Origin of the sequence: Thiohalophilus thiocyanatoxydans (assembly GCF_004366735.1) — a bacterium.
Lineage (GTDB): Bacteria > Pseudomonadota > Gammaproteobacteria > UBA6429 > Thiohalophilaceae > Thiohalophilus > Thiohalophilus thiocyanatoxydans.
On record NZ_SOQX01000001.1, the window covers coordinates 247,263 to 263,743 of the forward strand.

Genomic DNA, 16,481 nt, shown 5'->3' on the forward strand with positions numbered 1-16,481 from the left:
ATTCCGCCCCTCGACTCACCAAGACATTCTTAACGCAGAGAGTCGCAGAGAATTATTATTTTTGATGAGGCCTCATCAAGATATTCCGGCGATAGCCGGAATACCTTAACAAAACCTCGTAACTAGTGCCTCGTACCTCGTCCCTGCCCGAAGGGCCAGCGCCTCTGCGTTGGATCTTTTCTCGGGATTCAGTGCAATCTTCCCTTGCCGCGAGTTCGGCGGGAGTCGGGATCGGCCTGGGGCGTGGCATCGGTCACCTGCTTCAATGACTGCTGCGCCAGGGCGGAGCCGGTGTCCTGCCACAGTTCAAGATTGTTGAGCGGATCCAGTCTCTGTTCCTGACGCATATTGCGGATCGCCTGCAGCACGTCCATGGCCATGACAAAGGTCAGGGCCAGTTCGGTGTACAGGGTTGACAGGGGATCGCGACTGTCGCCCAGATGCCGGTAGGCGCTGCGGCCCAGATCCACGTAATAGCTGACCCGGACCCGGCGACGCTCGGCGCGGCGTGGAAACAGGCCGCAGTAAAGCAGGCATTGATCGCCCACGTCCCGCAGCTGATGCTGTTGTTCGCGTCCCTGGCTGAGCGCGGCCTGGAGATAGTCCAGGGCCAGAACCCGCTGGGTCATCTCCGGCCGGCTGAGGTAGCGCATCAGGGTAAAGACCAGATAACTTTCAAGATCCGGTTCCAGTTGAATCCCGGCCAGTTGCTCGGCATCGCTGACCAGACTGTGCCACTGGGATAGTTGACCGTTCTCTTTGTCCATCACAACGCCCCTCCTGATCGGATACCTCTTCAATTAAATCATCGACCCTTTTGCCGCCAACTTGAAGCTTTTACCCGTCCAGCAGGCGAATCCTGAACTTGCCAAATACCAAAAACCGTATCTCATATGGTTATCACGGGGCCGTGGCGCGGCTATAATGTGGCCTCTTTTCCCCTGACCCATATATATAAAGGTATCAGCTTGAGTAAATCGCGCCAGATCGCCGAGGCCCGCACGTTTCAGGGGCTGATCTTCGCCCTGCAGCGCTACTGGGCCGAGCAGGGCTGCATCGTCCTGCAGCCCTACGACATGGAGGTGGGCGCGGGAACGTTTCATACCGCCACCTTTATTCGCGCCATCGGCCCCGAACCCTGGGCCGCCGCCTATGTGCAGCCCTCGCGCCGGCCCACTGACGGCCGTTATGGGGAGAATCCCAATCGCTTGCAGCACTATTACCAGTTCCAGGTGGTGATCAAACCGTCCCCACTCGATATTCAGGAGCTCTATCTGGGCTCGTTGAAAATGCTCGGCCTCGATCCGCTGGTCCACGATATCCGTTTTGTCGAGGACAACTGGGAATCCCCCACCCTCGGCGCCTGGGGGCTGGGCTGGGAGGTGTGGCTCAACGGTATGGAGGTCAGTCAGTTCACCTACTTCCAGCAGGTGGGCGGCCTGGACTGCAAACCGGTCACCGGCGAGATCACCTACGGGCTGGAGCGCATCGCCATGTATCTGCAGGGCGTGGAAAGCGTCTTCGATCTGGTCTGGACCGACGGCCCGCGCGGCAAGGTGACCTACGGCGATGTGTTTCATCAAAACGAGGTGGAGCAATCCACCTATAACTTCGACCATGCCGACGTGGACGATCTGTTTCACCAGTTCGACCAAGCCGAAAAGATGAGTCAGCAACTGATCGAGGCACAGCTGCCGTTGCCGGCCTATGAACAGGTGCTCAGGGCCTCGCACAGTTTCAACCTGCTCGACGCCCGCCATGCTATCTCGGTCACCGAACGCCAGCGTTATATCCTGCGGGTGCGCAACCTCTCCCGCGCCGTGGCCGAGGCCTATTATGCGGCGCGCGAGTCGCTCGGCTTTCCGATGTGCAAGGAGACCGATCAATGAGTCAGGCGGATCTGTTGATCGAAATCGGCACCGAGGAGTTGCCGCCCAGAGCACTGCAAACGCTTTGCAACGCGTTTGCAGAGGGCGTGCGTCACGGACTGCAGGAAAATCATCTGGGCAGTCCTGACATCCATCAGTATGCCACCCCTCGCAGGCTGGCCCTGTTGATCAAAGACCTGCCGACCGCCACGGCGGATCGCAGCATCGAGCAACACGGCCCGCCGCTGTCCGCCGCCTTCGATGAAGACGGCTGCCCGACCAAAGCTGCGGAAGGCTTTGCTCGCAAGTGCGGTATCAAGGTAGAAGAGCTGCAAAGCGAAGACACGGACAAGGGCAGCCGACTGGTTTATCGGACCACGCGGCCCGGCGAACCCACCGCCCGCTTCATCCCGGAGATCGTCCGCCAGGCGCTGGATAAACTGCCGATCCCCAAACGCATGCGCTGGGGCGACCTCGACGCCTGGTTTGTGCGCCCGGTCCACTGGGTGGTGTTACTGTTCGGTAACGAGGTGATCGAGGCCGAAATCCTGAGTGTCTCAGCCGGTCGACAAACCCGTGGCCATCGCTTTCATCATCCCGATACCATTTATATACCCGCGCCGGCCGAATACGAGGTCTTGCTGGAGAGTGAAGGCAAGGTCATCGCCGACTTCGATCGCCGGCGCACCGCCGTGCGTGCTCAGATCGAACAGGCCGCCAGTCAGCACCAGGCCAGCGCCGTGATCGACGCGGCGTTGCTCGATGAGGTGACCGCCATGGTCGAATGGCCGGTGGCCGTGACCGGCCGCTTTGATGAACGTTTTCTGGATGTGCCCCAGGAGGCGTTGATCTCCACCATGAAAACCAACCAGAAATATTTTCATCTGGTGGACAACGACCATCGCCTGCTGCCGCTGTTTATCACCATCAGTAACATTGAAAGCAAACAGCCCGAACAGGTTCAAAAAGGCAATGAACGGGTCATTCGCCCGCGCTTTACCGATGCCGAATTTTTCTGGCAACAGGACAGGCAAACTCCGCTGGCACAACGGCTCGAGTCGCTCAAAAGCGTCGTCTTCCAGCAAAAACTGGGGACGCTCTACGACAAGACGCAGCGGGTGGAAAAACTGGCCGGCGCCATTGCCCAACAACTGGGCGGCGACAAGCAACTGGCCATCCGCGCCGCGCAGTTGTGCAAATGCGATCTGATGACCGAGATGGTCGGAGAATTCCCCGAACTGCAGGGAATCATGGGCCGTTACTATGCCGAACTCGATGGCGAGCAGCCGCAGGTAGCACGGGCCCTGGATGATTATTACAAACCGCGCTTCGCCGGCGACGATCTGCCCGGTGAGGTAATCAGTCAGTCCCTGGCGCTGGCCGATCGACTCGATACCCTGGTCGGCATATTTGCCATCGGCCAGATCCCCACCGGTGACAAGGATCCCTTCGCCCTGCGTCGTGCCGCGCTCGGCACATTGCGGATTTTTATCGAGCAACAACTCGATCTCGATCTGCAAACATTGCTGGAACAGTCCGCCGCCGGCTTTGATAACGCCCTCAATGCCCCCGAGGCCGTGGAGCCGGTCATCGGTTTTATTCTCGATCGCCTCAAGGCCTATTACCGCGATCAGGGCATCCGCGCGGATGTGCTCGAAGCGGTCACCGCCAACCGCCCGACCCGACCGCTGGACATCGAACAACGGCTCAAGGCGGTGGATCATTTCCGCCAGCTTGATGCGGCCGAGAGCCTGGCCGCCGCCAACAAACGCATCGGCAACATTCTCAAGAAAGTCGACAGTCCGTTACCGGAGCAGATCGACCCGACACGTTTTGAGGAAGATGCGGAAAACGCCCTGTACGACGCCCTGGCCGGCCTGCAGCAGCAGGTCCAGCAGCAGATCGATCAGGGCGATTACCAGCCGGCACTGGCGACTCTCGCCGGCCTGCGCGAACCGGTGGATCAGTTTTTCGATCAGGTGATGGTCATGGCCGACGATGACGCCCTGCGCAACAATCGCCTGGCATTGTTAAACCGGTTACATCAGCTATTTTTACAAATCGCCGATATCGCCAAATTGCAAGGGTGAGCCCATGAATTCCGACTCCTATCAGGACATGCTCAGGGCCGTACAGGCCTTTCATGACAAGCACGATTTCAAAGGGACCGGCGGTGAGGATATGCCGTATCGCATCGCCCTGATGGCCGAGGAGCTGGGTGAAATCTCAGCTTGTGTCACCAAGGGTAAGGACAAGGACGAACTCGCCGAAGAAGTCGCCGATCTGTTGATCCTGATCATGGGCACCGCCATCGCCGCCGACTTCAATCTGGACGAAGCGTTCTGGAAAAAAATGGACAAGATCATGCAGCGCGAATCGAAAATGGTAAACGGGCGAATACGTGTTTCTGAATTTAAAGATGATTGATCACCACGAAGACTCGAAGACACGAAGATTTATTAAGATTGACTTCGTGTCTTCGTGCCTTCGTGGTAAATTTTTCCTGCTATGAAACTGATCATTCTCGATCGTGACGGGGTGATTAATTATGACTCCGACGATTATATAAAAAGCGTCGACGAGTTCGTGCCGATTCCCGGCAGCCTGGAGGCGATCGTGCGTCTGAACCGTGCCGGCTATCATGTCTACGTGGCGACCAACCAGTCGGGGATTGCCCGCGGCTATTACGACGAAGCCACGCTTCAGCAGATGCACGATAAGCTGCGCGAACTGCTCGCCGCGCAGGGCGGCCGGGTCGATGGCATCGTCTACTGCCCGCACGGGCCGGAGGATCAGTGTGACTGTCGCAAACCGCTGCCGGGCTTGCTGGAACGCATCGCCCATCTCAGCGATCACCCACTGGAGAATGTGCCAGTCGTCGGGGACTCCCTGCGGGATATCGAATCGGCCCGGGCCGTGGGCGCCACGCCTTATCTGGTCAGAACCGGCAAGGGCGAACGGACGCTGGCCAAAGGCGAGGGACTGGAAGGGGTTCCGGCGTATGCCGATCTGGCCCGGTTTGTTGATGATTTTCTTACCAATGAGGACGGTTAATTAAATGGTTTTCCTGCGCTCCGCCCTGTTCAGCCTGTCGGTGATTATCACCAGCGTGGTGATTACCTGTACCGTGCTGCTCTTTTATTTTGCACCGTTTTCCTGGCGCTACGCCATCATCAGCCAGTTCGCCCGCTATAATCTGTGGGTCTTGAAAACCGTCTGCAAAATCGATTATGTGGTTGAAGGGCGGGAAAATATCCCCGACAGCGCCGCCATCATCTTCAGCAAACACCAGTCCACCTGGGAGACCATCTCCCTGCAACAGGTTTTCCCGCCGCTGACGTTCGTTATTAAACGCGAGCTGCTGTGGTTACCCTTTTTCGGCTGGGGCCTGTCGCGCATGGATCCGATCGCCATCAACCGTTCGGCCGGACGTAACGCCATTCGTCAGATTATCGAACAGGGGACCCGGCGCCTCAAACGCGGCCTGTGGGTGGTCATTTTTCCCGAGGGGACCCGGGTGCCTCCGGGCACCAAAGGGCGCTACAAGATCGGGGGTGCCGTGCTGGCCGCCGAGTCGGGTTATCCGGTCGTTCCGGTCGCCCACAACGCCGGATACTTCTGGGCCAAGGGACAGTTTCTCAAACATCCCGGCACCATCCGGATGGTCATCGGCCCACCGATCGACACGCAGGGAAAACCCGCCGAAGCCATCCTGGCCGAGGCGGAACAGTTCATTGAAGACGAAATGGCCAGATTCCGCCCTTCTGAATAGTGGCGAAGATGACCGGGATTCGATCGCCCGCGTCGCCTATCAACGTCTCACTGCACGTCGCGAGCGAAACAAACGGTCCCCGTACCGATTACGCCACGTAATGTGAATCACGCACAGCGGATCCCCGCCCGAAACCGGCTGGTCCCTGTTGCCTCGCTGATCGGCCGGACCGGCTTTTTCAGGGCGATCGCCCGCATGGGTCACATCGCCGAACTGTTGCAATAACCCTATTAAAAAAGATGATACACAGGGCGATTCGCCAGTGTCCAGGTTCAGTATATCCGTGAATATTGATATACTTATATGCTTTGCCCCGTCGGCTCTGCGCACGGGGCCAACGGCAAGAATTTAACCGAGAACAGACCGAGGCAACTATGCGAGACGGAAGAATTACTATCACCCAGTTCATCATCGAAGAACAACGCCGCATCAAGGATGCCACGGGTGACTTTACCTCCCTACTGAACGACATCGTCACCGCCTGCAAGGAGATCTCCAACCTGGTCAACCACGGCGATCTGATCGGTGTGCTGGGACAGGCCGGGACTGAAAATGTGCAGGGCGAGGATCAGAAAAAGCTGGATATCATCACCAATGATGTGTTCCTGCGTTCCAACGAGTGGTCCGGCCATCTGGCGGCCATGGCCTCCGAAGAAATGGAGGAGATCTCTCATATTCCCAGCCAGTATCCGCGTGGTAAGTACTTACTTACTTTTGATCCGCTGGACGGCTCCTCGAATACCGACGTCAATGTCTCGGTCGGTACCATCTTCTCCATCCTGCGCTGCCAGGGCGACTGCCAGAACCCCGCCACCGGGGACTTCCTGCAGCCCGGCACCGAACAGGTCTGCGCCGGCTACGCCCTCTATGGCCCCTCCACCATGATGGTGCTGACCACCGGTAACGGCGTGAACGGCTTTACCCTGGATCAGAACATCGGTGAGTTCATTCTGACCCACCCCAACCTGACCATTCCCGAATCCACGCAGGAATTCGCCATCAACGCCTCCAAGATGCGTTTCTGGGAACCGCCGGTCAAACGCTACGTGGATGAGTGTCTCTCCGGCTCCGCCGGTGATCGCGATGAAGATTTCAATATGCGCTGGATCGCCTCCATGGTGGCCGAAGTCCATCGTATCCTGATCCGCGGCGGTATTTTCCTGTACCCGCTGGATGAGAAAATGAAAGCCAACGGCGGGACCGGCAAGCTGCGCCTGATGTACGAGGCCAACCCGATGTCGTTTATCGTGGAACAGGCCGGCGGCATGAGTTCCACCGGACGCGAACGGATCATGACCATCCAGCCGGATGGCCTGCATCAGCGCGTGCCGGTCATTCTCGGCTCCAAACAGGAAGTCGAGCGGGTGGTGGACTACCACAAACAGCACGACGCGGACGCCGCAGCCTGATTCCTGTCCGTCAGGCGTTATAAAAAGACCCGTGGTGAGACGCCCTCGCCACGGGTCTTTTTTTCTACCTTGCCAATCGCCTCGGCAAACATCCGATCCGTCTTTACCGGCCCCAGATATTCACAACTGCCCCGCCAGAGCTCGTGCACAATGTGACGCATCTGCTGCAGGGTCAACACCCCATCCAGCTCCGGTTTAATGCCCAGCAACCAGTTATTCAGTCGCTGAGTCTCCATGCTGAACGGCTCCTGCTGCAATATCTTCTCACGCAAAAATTTGCGCAGCGCCAGCGCACTCGGGTAACTCTCCGTTTCCAGTTTCTGCATCAACACCCGGTACAGCTGCTCGAATACCGGTTGCGCCTCTGATTGCTGGACCGCTTGCGTGTTGTCCCCAGGAACGATCTCCGCCGCAAACAACGTCGCGAACCGGGCTTCGATTTCCTGTCGTGGCAGGGTCATGGTCCGGGTGATATTCAGGAACATCTCCTTGCGATAGGGCCAGAGGGGACTGTCCGGCTGGATGAGCTCTTTAACATACGCCTGGAGCGCGAAGCGGGGTGCACGACTGAAGTGCTGTTCCCAATGACGGACCGCCGTGAGGCATTCATCCGCCGACATGAAGTGACTCAATCCGATCATGATCGCCTGTTTACGCAATTCGAGATCATCCGATGCCGATAGTGCGGCATTTTGTCTCATAGCTCTTTCCTTTGTATTTAATGTTTTCCCTGATGCAACAGGGCGGACTGAAATTCGGGGTAGGCAACCTCGTAATGCTCACTGAAATCGAGTCCCCGTTGTTCGTCGACCGTTCCCGCCCGCAGACCGACCGTCAAATGAATCAACCCGTACATGAGCAACGCCACCGGGAACGCCCAGGCAAAACCGGCAAGGATCCCCAGCACCTGCACCAGGATCTGGATCGGATTGAACATATCCCCGGTGACAAACAATCCCGCCGCCAACGTCCCCCAGGCACCCGCAAAGCCATGTACCGGCACCGCACCGACCACGTCATCCAGGCGCAGGCGATCCAGCAAGGCACTGCCAATGACCACCACCCAGCCGGCGACCAGCCCGGTGATGACCGCATACAGTGGTTCCATACTGGCACAACCGGCCGTGATCGAGACCAGCCCCCCGATCCCGCCATTGATCGTGTGGGTCAACAGTATCGGCTTGCGCGACAACAACATGGTGAGCAGGGCACCCACCGCACCCGCGGCCGCGGCAAGATGGGTATTCAGGGCAATCAGGCCGATGCTGACATCGGCGCTGGCGGTACTGCCGGCATTGAACCCGAACCAGCCGAGCCACAGAATCAATCCGCCCAGGGCGACACTGTTGAGGTTATGTCCTGCGATCAGTCGGCTTTTTCCTCCTTCATCGTAGCGACCCAGGCGGGGACCCAGCACGATGATCCCGGCCAGAGCGATCCAGCCCCCTAAAGAATGCACCACAGTGGAACCGGCAAAATCGATAAATCCCAGCTCGGCCAGCCATCCACTACCTTTATAAAGGCTGCCCCATACCCAGCTGCCATACACCGGATAGATCATTCCGCAAACGATTACCGCGCCGATCAGATAGGCTCCGTAACGGGTGCGTTCGGCCATGGCCCCGCTGGCGATGGTCGCCGCCGTTGCGGCGAACATGGTCTGGAAAAACAGCAGGCTGTAATCCATATGGTCGGCGTTACCGAGCCAGAAGTGAGTCTGTCCCAGCAACCCTGTGGGATTGTCCCCGAACATCAGGCCATAGCCGATCAGCCAGAAAGCCAGACTGCCCAGACACAGGTCCATGTAGTTTTTCATCACCACATTAACCGAGTTCTTGGCGCGTGACATACCGCTCTCCAGCAAGGCGAATCCCGCCTGCATGAAAAACACCAGCGCCCCGGCGGTGATCAGCCATACCGTATCCATCGCCTGTTGCAACCCGACGCCATTGTCTGCTGTCGCAGGCGTAACCAGCGCCAACCCCGTCCCCAGCAAATACCATCCGCGATGTTTTTTCATTACCCACCTTTGTGTTTTTGTCTATCGCATTATTTCGCAACACAAGATTGAGCAATTGCCGTGCCAGAAAATCCCGGGGATTTTCCTTATCAATGCGAACGGTTTGCCACATTGGTGCACAAACGTATGACACGCCTGCACCAGGATGTGGCCTGGCCTGTCAGAGAGACGTTGCCGTGGTCAAAACAGACAACAAAACGATGACGATCAACGAGGGGGCGTCGCGCCGGGATCAGCCGGTAAAGCTGTAGTAATGATTAAAGCAGTCAGGACAAAGCGTCTGGGTGAGATTGTCCGGCGGAGTTGCTAACCAGGTCGGGATCCAGTCCCAGTGATTTTTTTGTTGATTGTGTCGATAGCAGCGGCAATGGCTGCACTGAACCAGATAGCCCCGATCATCGACATACGAACGCGGATCGCCCTGCCGGGGAATACGCCGGTGTTGTGCCACCTGCCGCTCAAAATTGATAATCAGCAGTCCCGCTCCGTAGCCGAGATTATGCAGTGTCATACTAAACCGCCGGTATTGCTCCGGTGAGGAACACTCATAAGCATGTTCCAGCGGTCTGTCGTCTTGCTGTTCCAGGCCACGCAGATACAACTCGACATAAAAGGGATGCAACACGTCCGGCAGGGCCTCGGTTACCGCGCGCCCCCGCTGCCACTGCCAGCTGATGGCCGGTTCGCCCTGATTATCGCGTGCAAAACGGAACCAGGCCGGATTCATATAGGCGAGGGTCAGATCCGGCCACAGGCCATACACCGTTCCCGGCTGCTGTTCCAGCGTGGCAAGCGAAAAGTGCTGGGCCAGCAGTTGCTCAAAGCCGGGATCGCAGTACAGATCAGTCATGATGGGTGGGTTGGCATAGCCGTTTCAGACACCGTTGTTAGCCGCCGTTGCGGCAGACTTCACTCAGTGAACGACTTTACGCCGACCCCCGGGTCACGACAATGAGACATGACCGGAGGTAAAACAGGTCTACTGGTCAGATATCGTGTTTTTAGACATCGTTTTTTTAGACATCAAGGTTGTTGGCATTGAGGGCGTTGGCTTCGATGAAGTCGCGACGGGGCTCGACCTGATCGCCCATCAGGGTGGTAAAGATTTCATCGGCCGCGATGGCATCCTCGATCTGCACCTGCAACAGACGTCGGGATTCGGGATCCAGCGTGGTTTCCCACAACTGTTCGGGATTCATTTCACCCAGCCCTTTGTAGCGCTGGATATGCTGGCCGCGCTTGGCCTCCTCGAGTAACCACTCCATCGCCTGACGGAAGGCGACCACCGGCTGACGTTTCTCGCCGCGCTGGATAAAGGCGCCGGTCTCCAGCAAGCCATCGAGTTGTTCGCCCAGGGTGCGAATCGCCTGGTATTCGCCCATTTCGAAAAATTCCCGGGTAAACCGGTAATCACTGCTGATGCCGTGGCGCGTCGCGGTCACGGTCACCTGCCAGCTGCCGCTTTCATTCGCGTCGCTGTTGAACTTGAAATCAAACCGTTTATTCGTGGTGTCATCATTTTCCAGACGTTGCTGCAGTTCGCCAAACCATTGGGCCATGCCGTCGTTGTCCAGCAGCTGTTCAGCCTTGAGCCCGGGCATGTAGATCATCTTCTCCAGCACGATTTGCGGGTAGCGCCGGCTCAGCCGCCGCAGCGTATCATTGACCAGCATGTGCTGGCGGGCCAGCTCTTCCAGCGCCTCCCCGCTGAGCGGCGGCGCGGTCTCGTTGACATGCAACTCGGCGCCGTCCAGGGCCATTTGCAACAGATAGGCGTTGAGTTCGGGATCGTCCTTGAGATAACGCTCCTGTTTGCCCTTTTTGATCTTGTACAGCGGCGGCTGGGCGATATAGATATAACCGTGTTCGATCAGCTCCGGCATCTGGCGATAGAAGAAGGTCAGCAGCAGGGTGCGGATATGGGAGCCGTCCACGTCGGCATCGGTCATGATAATGATGCGATGATAACGCAACTTGTTAATATCGAACTCGTCCTTGCCAATCCCGCAGCCCAGGGCGGTAATCAGGGTGCCCACTTCCACCGAGGAGAGCATCTTGTCGAAACGGGCCTTTTCCACGTTCAGGATCTTGCCCTTGAGCGGCAGAATCGCCTGGGCACGGCGATCCCGGCCCTGTTTGGCCGAACCGCCGGCTGAGTCGCCCTCCACCAGGAACAGCTCGGAGAGACTCGGATCCTTCTCCTGACAATCGGCCAGCTTGCCCGGCAACCCGGCCACATCCAGCGCCCCCTTGCGGCGGGTCATTTCGCGAGCCTTACGCGCGGCCTCGCGCGCCCGGGCGGCGTCGACAATTTTCGACGAGATGGCTTTGGCATCAGAGGGGCTTTCCATCAGGTAATCGCTGAACTTCTGACCCATAAGCGATTCGACCACGCTTTTGACCTCGGAAGAGACCAGCTTGTCCTTGGTCTGGGAGGAGAACTTGGGATCAGGGACCTTGACCGAGAGCACGGCACAGAGCCCTTCCCGCGCATCGTCGCCGGTGGGATTGACCTTGGCCTTTTTTCCAAGCCCTTGATTTTCAATGTAATTATTAAGCGTCCGGGTGAGCGCGGTACGGAATCCGGAAAGGTGGGTGCCGCCGTCGCGCTGCGGAATGTTGTTGGTAAAGCAGTAGATATTCTCCTGATAGGAGTCATTCCACTGCATGGCCAGCTCGACCCAGATCCCGTCTTTTTCGGTATTCAAATAGAAGACATTTTCGTGCAGCGGGGTCTTTTTGCGATTGAGGTGTTCGACAAAGGCCCGGATGCCCCCATCGTACTCAAAGACATCCTGCTTGTCCGGCTCCCGCTCATCGTTCAGGACGATGCGTACCCCCGAATTGAGAAAGGACAATTCGCGTAGTCGCTTGGCCAGGATATCGTAATGAAATTCGGTATCGGTGAAGATCTCGGTACTCGGCTTGAAACGGATTTCCGTACCGCTCTGTTCGGTGTCGCCGATCACCTTGAGCGGATACTGGGGCTCGCCCAGCTGGTATTCCTGCTGATAAACCTTGTTGTCACGGCGAATCGTGATCTTGAGCTGCTCGGAAAGCGCATTGACCACCGACACCCCCACGCCATGGAGTCCGCCGGAGACCTTGTAGGAATTGTCATCGAACTTCCCGCCGGCGTGCAGGACGGTCATGATGACTTCCGCCGCCGATTTCCCCTCCTCCTCGTGCAGATCGGTCGGTATGCCGCGGCCGTCGTCGCGGACCGTCACGGAGGCGTCACTGTGGATGGTCACTTCAATATTCTTGCAATAGCCGCCCAGAGCCTCGTCGATGGAGTTATCCACCACCTCAAAAACCATGTGGTGCAGGCCCGTGCCGTCATCGGTGTCACCGATGTACATACCGGGCCGTTTGCGAACGGCATCCAGCCCTTTCAGAACCTTGATATTCGAGGAATCGTAGATTTTTTCGCTCATTAGGTGGGGACCTCCAGTCGGTTAACTATTATACCACTTCTTGCACCGCACCGTGTTCCACGTGGAACACTTTGACCGGTTCGCAACCTGTGGTGTCAATCAGTCCCGTTTCGGTGGCGGTAATGAACAGCTGGGCACCCGACTCCACCAGCAGGGAGAGCAGGCGGGCACGCCGATCGGGATCCAGCTCCGCGGGCAGGTCATCGACCAGCAGCACCGGGATCTGATCGCGCACGTCCCGAAACTGGGCGATTTGCGCCAGGCGCATGGCACTGGCCAGCAATTTCTGCTGACCACGGGAAAAGTGGTTTTGTACCGGCATCTTCTCCTGGCGCAAGACCAGATCGGCCCGGTGGGGCCCACTGTGGGTGAACCCCTGCTGGCGATCCCGTTCAAACCCCTTTTCCAGCGCCGCCTGAAAATCACGATCCTGGGCCCAGCCCGGCTGATAATGCACCTCGGGCGCACTGCCCAGCAGGGCCTGGCAATAGCGGGTCAGCCAGGGTGTTAATGCGGCGACATAGTTTTGCCGCAGGGCGGTCAACTGCTGACCGTGTTCAATCAACTGGGTGTCCCAGTAGCGAATTTCGGCGGGCGGCGACTGGGCCCGCAGCGCGGCATTTCGCTGTCGCAACGCCTTGTGATAGGCCTGCCACACCGGCAAAAAGGTATGTTCCACGTGGAACACGCCCCAGTCGAGAAACTGGCGACGATAGCGGGGTCCCTGCTCCAGGATGCGGTGGATATCGGGATTGATGATCTGAACCGGTAAAACCGCCGCCAGTGCCGAGCTTTTCTGGACTGTCTGGCCGTTAATCCGAATACGGGTTAGATCCCGCCCCTTTTCAATGCCCACGGCGGTGGTTTGCCCGCCCCGCCCCTGAATCCGGCCGAAGACGGTCAGGCTGGCGTGATCCCGTTGAATGACGTGCTGGATCGGATGGGTGCGAAAAGAGCGGGCCAGGGAGAGCAGATGGATCGCCTCGAGCAGGCTGGTCTTGCCGCTGGCATTTTGGCCGTGGATGAGATTGATCCGGTCACAGGGGACTATCCGTACCGAGCTCAAATTGCGAACCCGGGCGATCTCCAGATGGACCAGACTCATTCGGCTGACATCAGAGCCGCATCGGCATGATCACATAGCGGCTGTTGTGATCCTCGTTCCCTTGAATCAGGCAGCTGTGGTTGGCATCGATCATCCCGATGGTCACCTGATCCGATTTCAGCGCGGAGAGCGCATCGAGGAAATAGCTCACATTGAAACCGATTTCGAATTCGTCGCCGTCGTAACTGACTTCCAGTTCTTCCTCGGCCTCTTCCTGCTCGGGGTTATGGACCGTCGCCTTGAGTTGATTGGCGGAGAGGGTCAGTCGCATTCCGCGGTATTTTTCATTGGACAGTACCGCAGCACGATGCAGCGCTTCATACAGCGGCTGGCGCTCGCAGGTAACAATACGAGCCGGATCTTTTGGTATAACTTGTTGATAATCCGGGAATTTTCCATCTATCAGCTTGGAAGTGAAACTGATATCCGGCAATTCGACCCGAATATGGTTCTCCCCCAGCTGAATGCGGGCCGTGGTCTCGCTCTCCTCCAGCAGGCGCATCAGCTCGGTCACCCCTTTGCGCGGCAGGATCACCTGGCGGGGTTCGGTGATCGGCAGCTCGGCATCCACTTCACAGACAGCAAGGCGGTGCCCGTCGGTGGCCACGGCGCGTAATACATTCTGACTCAGCTCCAGCATTAACCCGTTGAGGTAGTAACGCACATCCTGCTGGGCCATGGAAAACTGGGTCTGTTCGATCAGTTTTTTCAGCTGCTGCTGGGAGATGGAAAACTCCAGCGGTGACTCGATGGGATCGATATTGGGAAATTCGGCAGCCGGCATGGTGGCCAGGGTAAACCGGCTGCGTCCTGAACGAATGATCGCCTTGTCCTGCTCGAGCTTGAGATCGAGCCGGGCGTTTTCCGGCAGAGCACGACAGATGTCGATGAACTTCTTTGCCGGAAGGGTAATGTCCCCGCTGTCGGGCGTCTCTACCGGAAGTTGCGCCACCATTTCCACTTCCAGATCCGTACCGGTCAGGGTCAATTTCCCCCCATCGATGGAAAACAGGATATTGGAAAGGATCGGCAATGTCTGACGTCGTTCGACAACACTGCCTACCGCCTGGAGTGGGCGCAACAGGGATTCACGTTCAAGAGTGATATTCATTATATTAAATACCTAAATATATATCTTCTTATTGTTAGATCTATTAGTCCAGACAAAAATAGTTAATAAGTCGATTTTTTGTTTGTACATTATGGACTTATCTTGCCTAACAAGTGGCAGACAATCCCGGTATGAAGACGGTATGAGCTGTGGATAAACTGTGAGGATGCCGCATCCGATCGAGAAGGGTCAAGTTGAAAACAGCTTGTTCACAGCTTATACGCATCATGTGCTCAGGGTTCTTAACAGGTTGGAGACATCCTCGTTAATCCGTTGATCCCCTTCTTTGAGTTCTTCCACCTTGCGGCAGGCATGGAGCACGGTGGTGTGGTCGCGTCCCCCGAAGGCATCACCGATTTCCGGCAGACTGTGGCTGGTCAGCTCCTTGCACAGGGCCATGGCGATCTGGCGCGGCCGGGTGATGGAGCGGTTGCGCCGTTTGGAGTGGAGATCCGAGACCCGGATTTTGAAATATTCGGCCACGGTTTTCTGAATATTGTCGATGGTAACCAGCTTGTCCTGGATGGCCAGCAGATCCCGCAGTGCCTCCTTGGCGAAATCCATGGTGATCGGCCGGCCGGTAAAGTGGGCGTTGGCGATGACCCGGCGCAAGGCGCCTTCCAGTTCCCGCACGTTGGAGCGGATCCGCTTGGCGATGAAAAAGGCCACCTCGCTGGGCATCTCGATGCCGGAGAGCTGGGCCTTGCTCATCAAGATCGCCACCCGGGTCTCCAGCTCGGGCGCCTCGATGGCCACCGGCAGTCCCCAGCCGAAGCGGGATTTGAGCCGCTCTTCCAGGCCGTCGACCTCCTTGGGATAGCGATCGCAGGTCATTACCACCTGCTGGCCCCCTTCGAGCAGGGAGTTGAAAGTGTGGAAAAACTCCTCCTGGGAGCGCTCCTTGCCGGCGAAAAACTGGATATCGTCGATCAGCAGGGCATCGACCGAGCGATAGAAACGTTTGAAGTTGTTAATGGTGTTGTGCTGCAGGGCCTTGACCATCTCGGCGACAAACCGCTCGGAGTGGAGATAAATTACCTTGGCATTGGGTTTTTGCTGCACGATCATGTTGCCGACCGCATGCATCAGGTGGGTTTTACCCAGGCCGACTCCGCCGTAAATCAGCAGCGGGTTGTAGGCCTTGCCCGGGTTCTCCCCCACCTGGAAGGAGGCGGCCTTGCCCAGCTGGTTGGATTTGCCCTCGACAAAATTGTCGAAGGTGAAGTTCGGGTTCAGGCTGGTATTGCGTGAACTGACCGGCTGGGCGGTGACGGTGGCACTGCGGGGCGTCGTCGCCGGCTCATCGCTGGCGGCCGGCGACGGATTCTCTGTTGCCGGGCTCGCCGCCGGCGTTGCTGGCGTGTCGCTCAGTGCCTGAGTACCGACCTCGGTGACGATAGGCACGGATAAACCGGCCAGATCGCAGGCGATCGCGGCAATTTGCGTCATAAAGTTGCTTTCTACCCGCTCTTTGACGAACGCGTTGGGCGCCAGCAGACGCAGGGTATGGGAGTCGTAAACCGCGTGCAGGGGTCGGATCCAGGTATTGAACTGCTGGGCTGTCAGCTCCCCCTGCAAGCGCTGCAAACACTGATCCCATAGCGAATCGGACACGTTTCTCCCCCTGAAACTTGTAAGTGAGATGGGTTGTTATTTTGATCCCCGGACAGGGGGCACCAAGTCTATACCCTTCACCGAAAGTTATCCACAGACCGGTGGGCCCTTTTTTCATGCGGGATTTGGCCGTCAAACAGTTGAC

Annotated in this window: 15 protein-coding genes; 7 read left to right on the forward strand and 8 right to left on the reverse strand. The window is 57.6% G+C overall.

Going from position 1 to position 16,481, the window contains the following annotated elements; translation table 11 throughout:
- Positions 1 to 188: 188 nt before the first annotated feature.
- Positions 189 to 767 (reverse strand): hypothetical protein, encoded by a 579-nt coding sequence (locus EDC23_RS01095; RefSeq protein WP_134080424.1) that lies wholly within the window; start codon positions 765 to 767, stop codon positions 189 to 191.
- 219 nt (positions 768 to 986) lie between these two features.
- Between EDC23_RS01095 and glyQ the strand changes: the two genes are divergently transcribed.
- From glyQ to EDC23_RS01125, 7 genes are all read left to right on the forward strand, one after another.
- Positions 987 to 1,889, forward strand: a complete 903-nt coding sequence (gene glyQ, locus EDC23_RS01100; protein ID WP_317622971.1) for a glycine--tRNA ligase subunit alpha — start codon at positions 987 to 989, stop codon at positions 1,887 to 1,889.
- A complete protein-coding gene (glyS, locus tag EDC23_RS01105; protein ID WP_134080426.1) occupies positions 1,886 to 3,958 on the forward strand; it encodes a glycine--tRNA ligase subunit beta in 2,073 nt (690 codons plus the stop codon). The genes glyQ and glyS overlap by 4 nt, the downstream gene beginning before the upstream one ends.
- 4 nt (positions 3,959 to 3,962) lie before the next feature.
- Positions 3,963 to 4,295: a MazG nucleotide pyrophosphohydrolase domain-containing protein gene (locus EDC23_RS01110; RefSeq protein WP_134080427.1), complete on the forward strand. Its 333-nt coding sequence runs from the start codon at positions 3,963 to 3,965 to the stop codon at positions 4,293 to 4,295.
- A gap of 81 nt (positions 4,296 to 4,376) precedes the next feature.
- Positions 4,377 to 4,922 (forward strand): D-glycero-beta-D-manno-heptose 1,7-bisphosphate 7-phosphatase, encoded by a 546-nt coding sequence (gene gmhB, locus EDC23_RS01115; protein ID WP_134080428.1) that lies wholly within the window; start codon positions 4,377 to 4,379, stop codon positions 4,920 to 4,922.
- Positions 4,923 to 4,926: 4 nt separating this feature from the next.
- Entirely contained in the window at positions 4,927 to 5,640 is a 714-nt protein-coding gene (locus tag EDC23_RS01120) for a lysophospholipid acyltransferase family protein (RefSeq protein WP_134080429.1), read from the forward strand.
- A 102-nt stretch (positions 5,641 to 5,742) separates the two neighbouring features.
- Positions 5,743 to 5,865, forward strand: a complete 123-nt coding sequence (locus tag EDC23_RS14305) for a hypothetical protein (protein WP_279585910.1) — start codon at positions 5,743 to 5,745, stop codon at positions 5,863 to 5,865.
- A gap of 149 nt (positions 5,866 to 6,014) precedes the next feature.
- Entirely contained in the window at positions 6,015 to 7,049 is a 1,035-nt protein-coding gene (locus EDC23_RS01125; RefSeq protein WP_134080430.1) for a class 1 fructose-bisphosphatase, read from the forward strand.
- Positions 7,050 to 7,066: 17 nt separating this feature from the next.
- Here the strand turns inward: EDC23_RS01125 and EDC23_RS01130 are convergent, their stop codons facing one another.
- From EDC23_RS01130 to dnaA, 7 genes are all read right to left on the reverse strand, one after another.
- A complete protein-coding gene (locus tag EDC23_RS01130; protein ID WP_134080431.1) occupies positions 7,067 to 7,750 on the reverse strand; it encodes a hypothetical protein in 684 nt (227 codons plus the stop codon).
- Positions 7,751 to 7,767: 17 nt separating this feature from the next.
- Positions 7,768 to 9,069 carry an ammonium transporter gene (locus tag EDC23_RS01135; RefSeq protein ID WP_134080432.1) on the reverse strand — a complete coding sequence of 434 codons (1,302 nt, stop codon included), beginning with the start codon at positions 9,067 to 9,069 and terminating at the stop codon, positions 7,768 to 7,770.
- A 232-nt stretch (positions 9,070 to 9,301) separates the two neighbouring features.
- On the reverse strand, positions 9,302 to 9,919 hold the full coding sequence (locus tag EDC23_RS01140; protein WP_134080433.1) for an aldo-keto reductase family protein: 618 nt from the start codon (positions 9,917 to 9,919) through the stop codon (positions 9,302 to 9,304).
- A 166-nt stretch (positions 9,920 to 10,085) separates the two neighbouring features.
- Entirely contained in the window at positions 10,086 to 12,506 is a 2,421-nt protein-coding gene (gene gyrB / locus EDC23_RS01145) for a DNA topoisomerase (ATP-hydrolyzing) subunit B (protein WP_134080434.1), read from the reverse strand.
- Positions 12,507 to 12,534: 28 nt separating this feature from the next.
- Complete coding sequence (gene recF, locus EDC23_RS01150; RefSeq protein WP_134080435.1) at positions 12,535 to 13,611, reverse strand: DNA replication/repair protein RecF; 1,077 nt, start codon at positions 13,609 to 13,611, stop codon at positions 12,535 to 12,537.
- A gap of 10 nt (positions 13,612 to 13,621) precedes the next feature.
- Positions 13,622 to 14,722: a DNA polymerase III subunit beta gene (dnaN, locus tag EDC23_RS01155; protein ID WP_134080436.1), complete on the reverse strand. Its 1,101-nt coding sequence runs from the start codon at positions 14,720 to 14,722 to the stop codon at positions 13,622 to 13,624.
- Positions 14,723 to 14,947: 225 nt separating this feature from the next.
- A complete protein-coding gene (dnaA, locus tag EDC23_RS01160; protein WP_134080437.1) occupies positions 14,948 to 16,336 on the reverse strand; it encodes a chromosomal replication initiator protein DnaA in 1,389 nt (462 codons plus the stop codon).
- Positions 16,337 to 16,481: the final 145 nt, after the last annotated feature.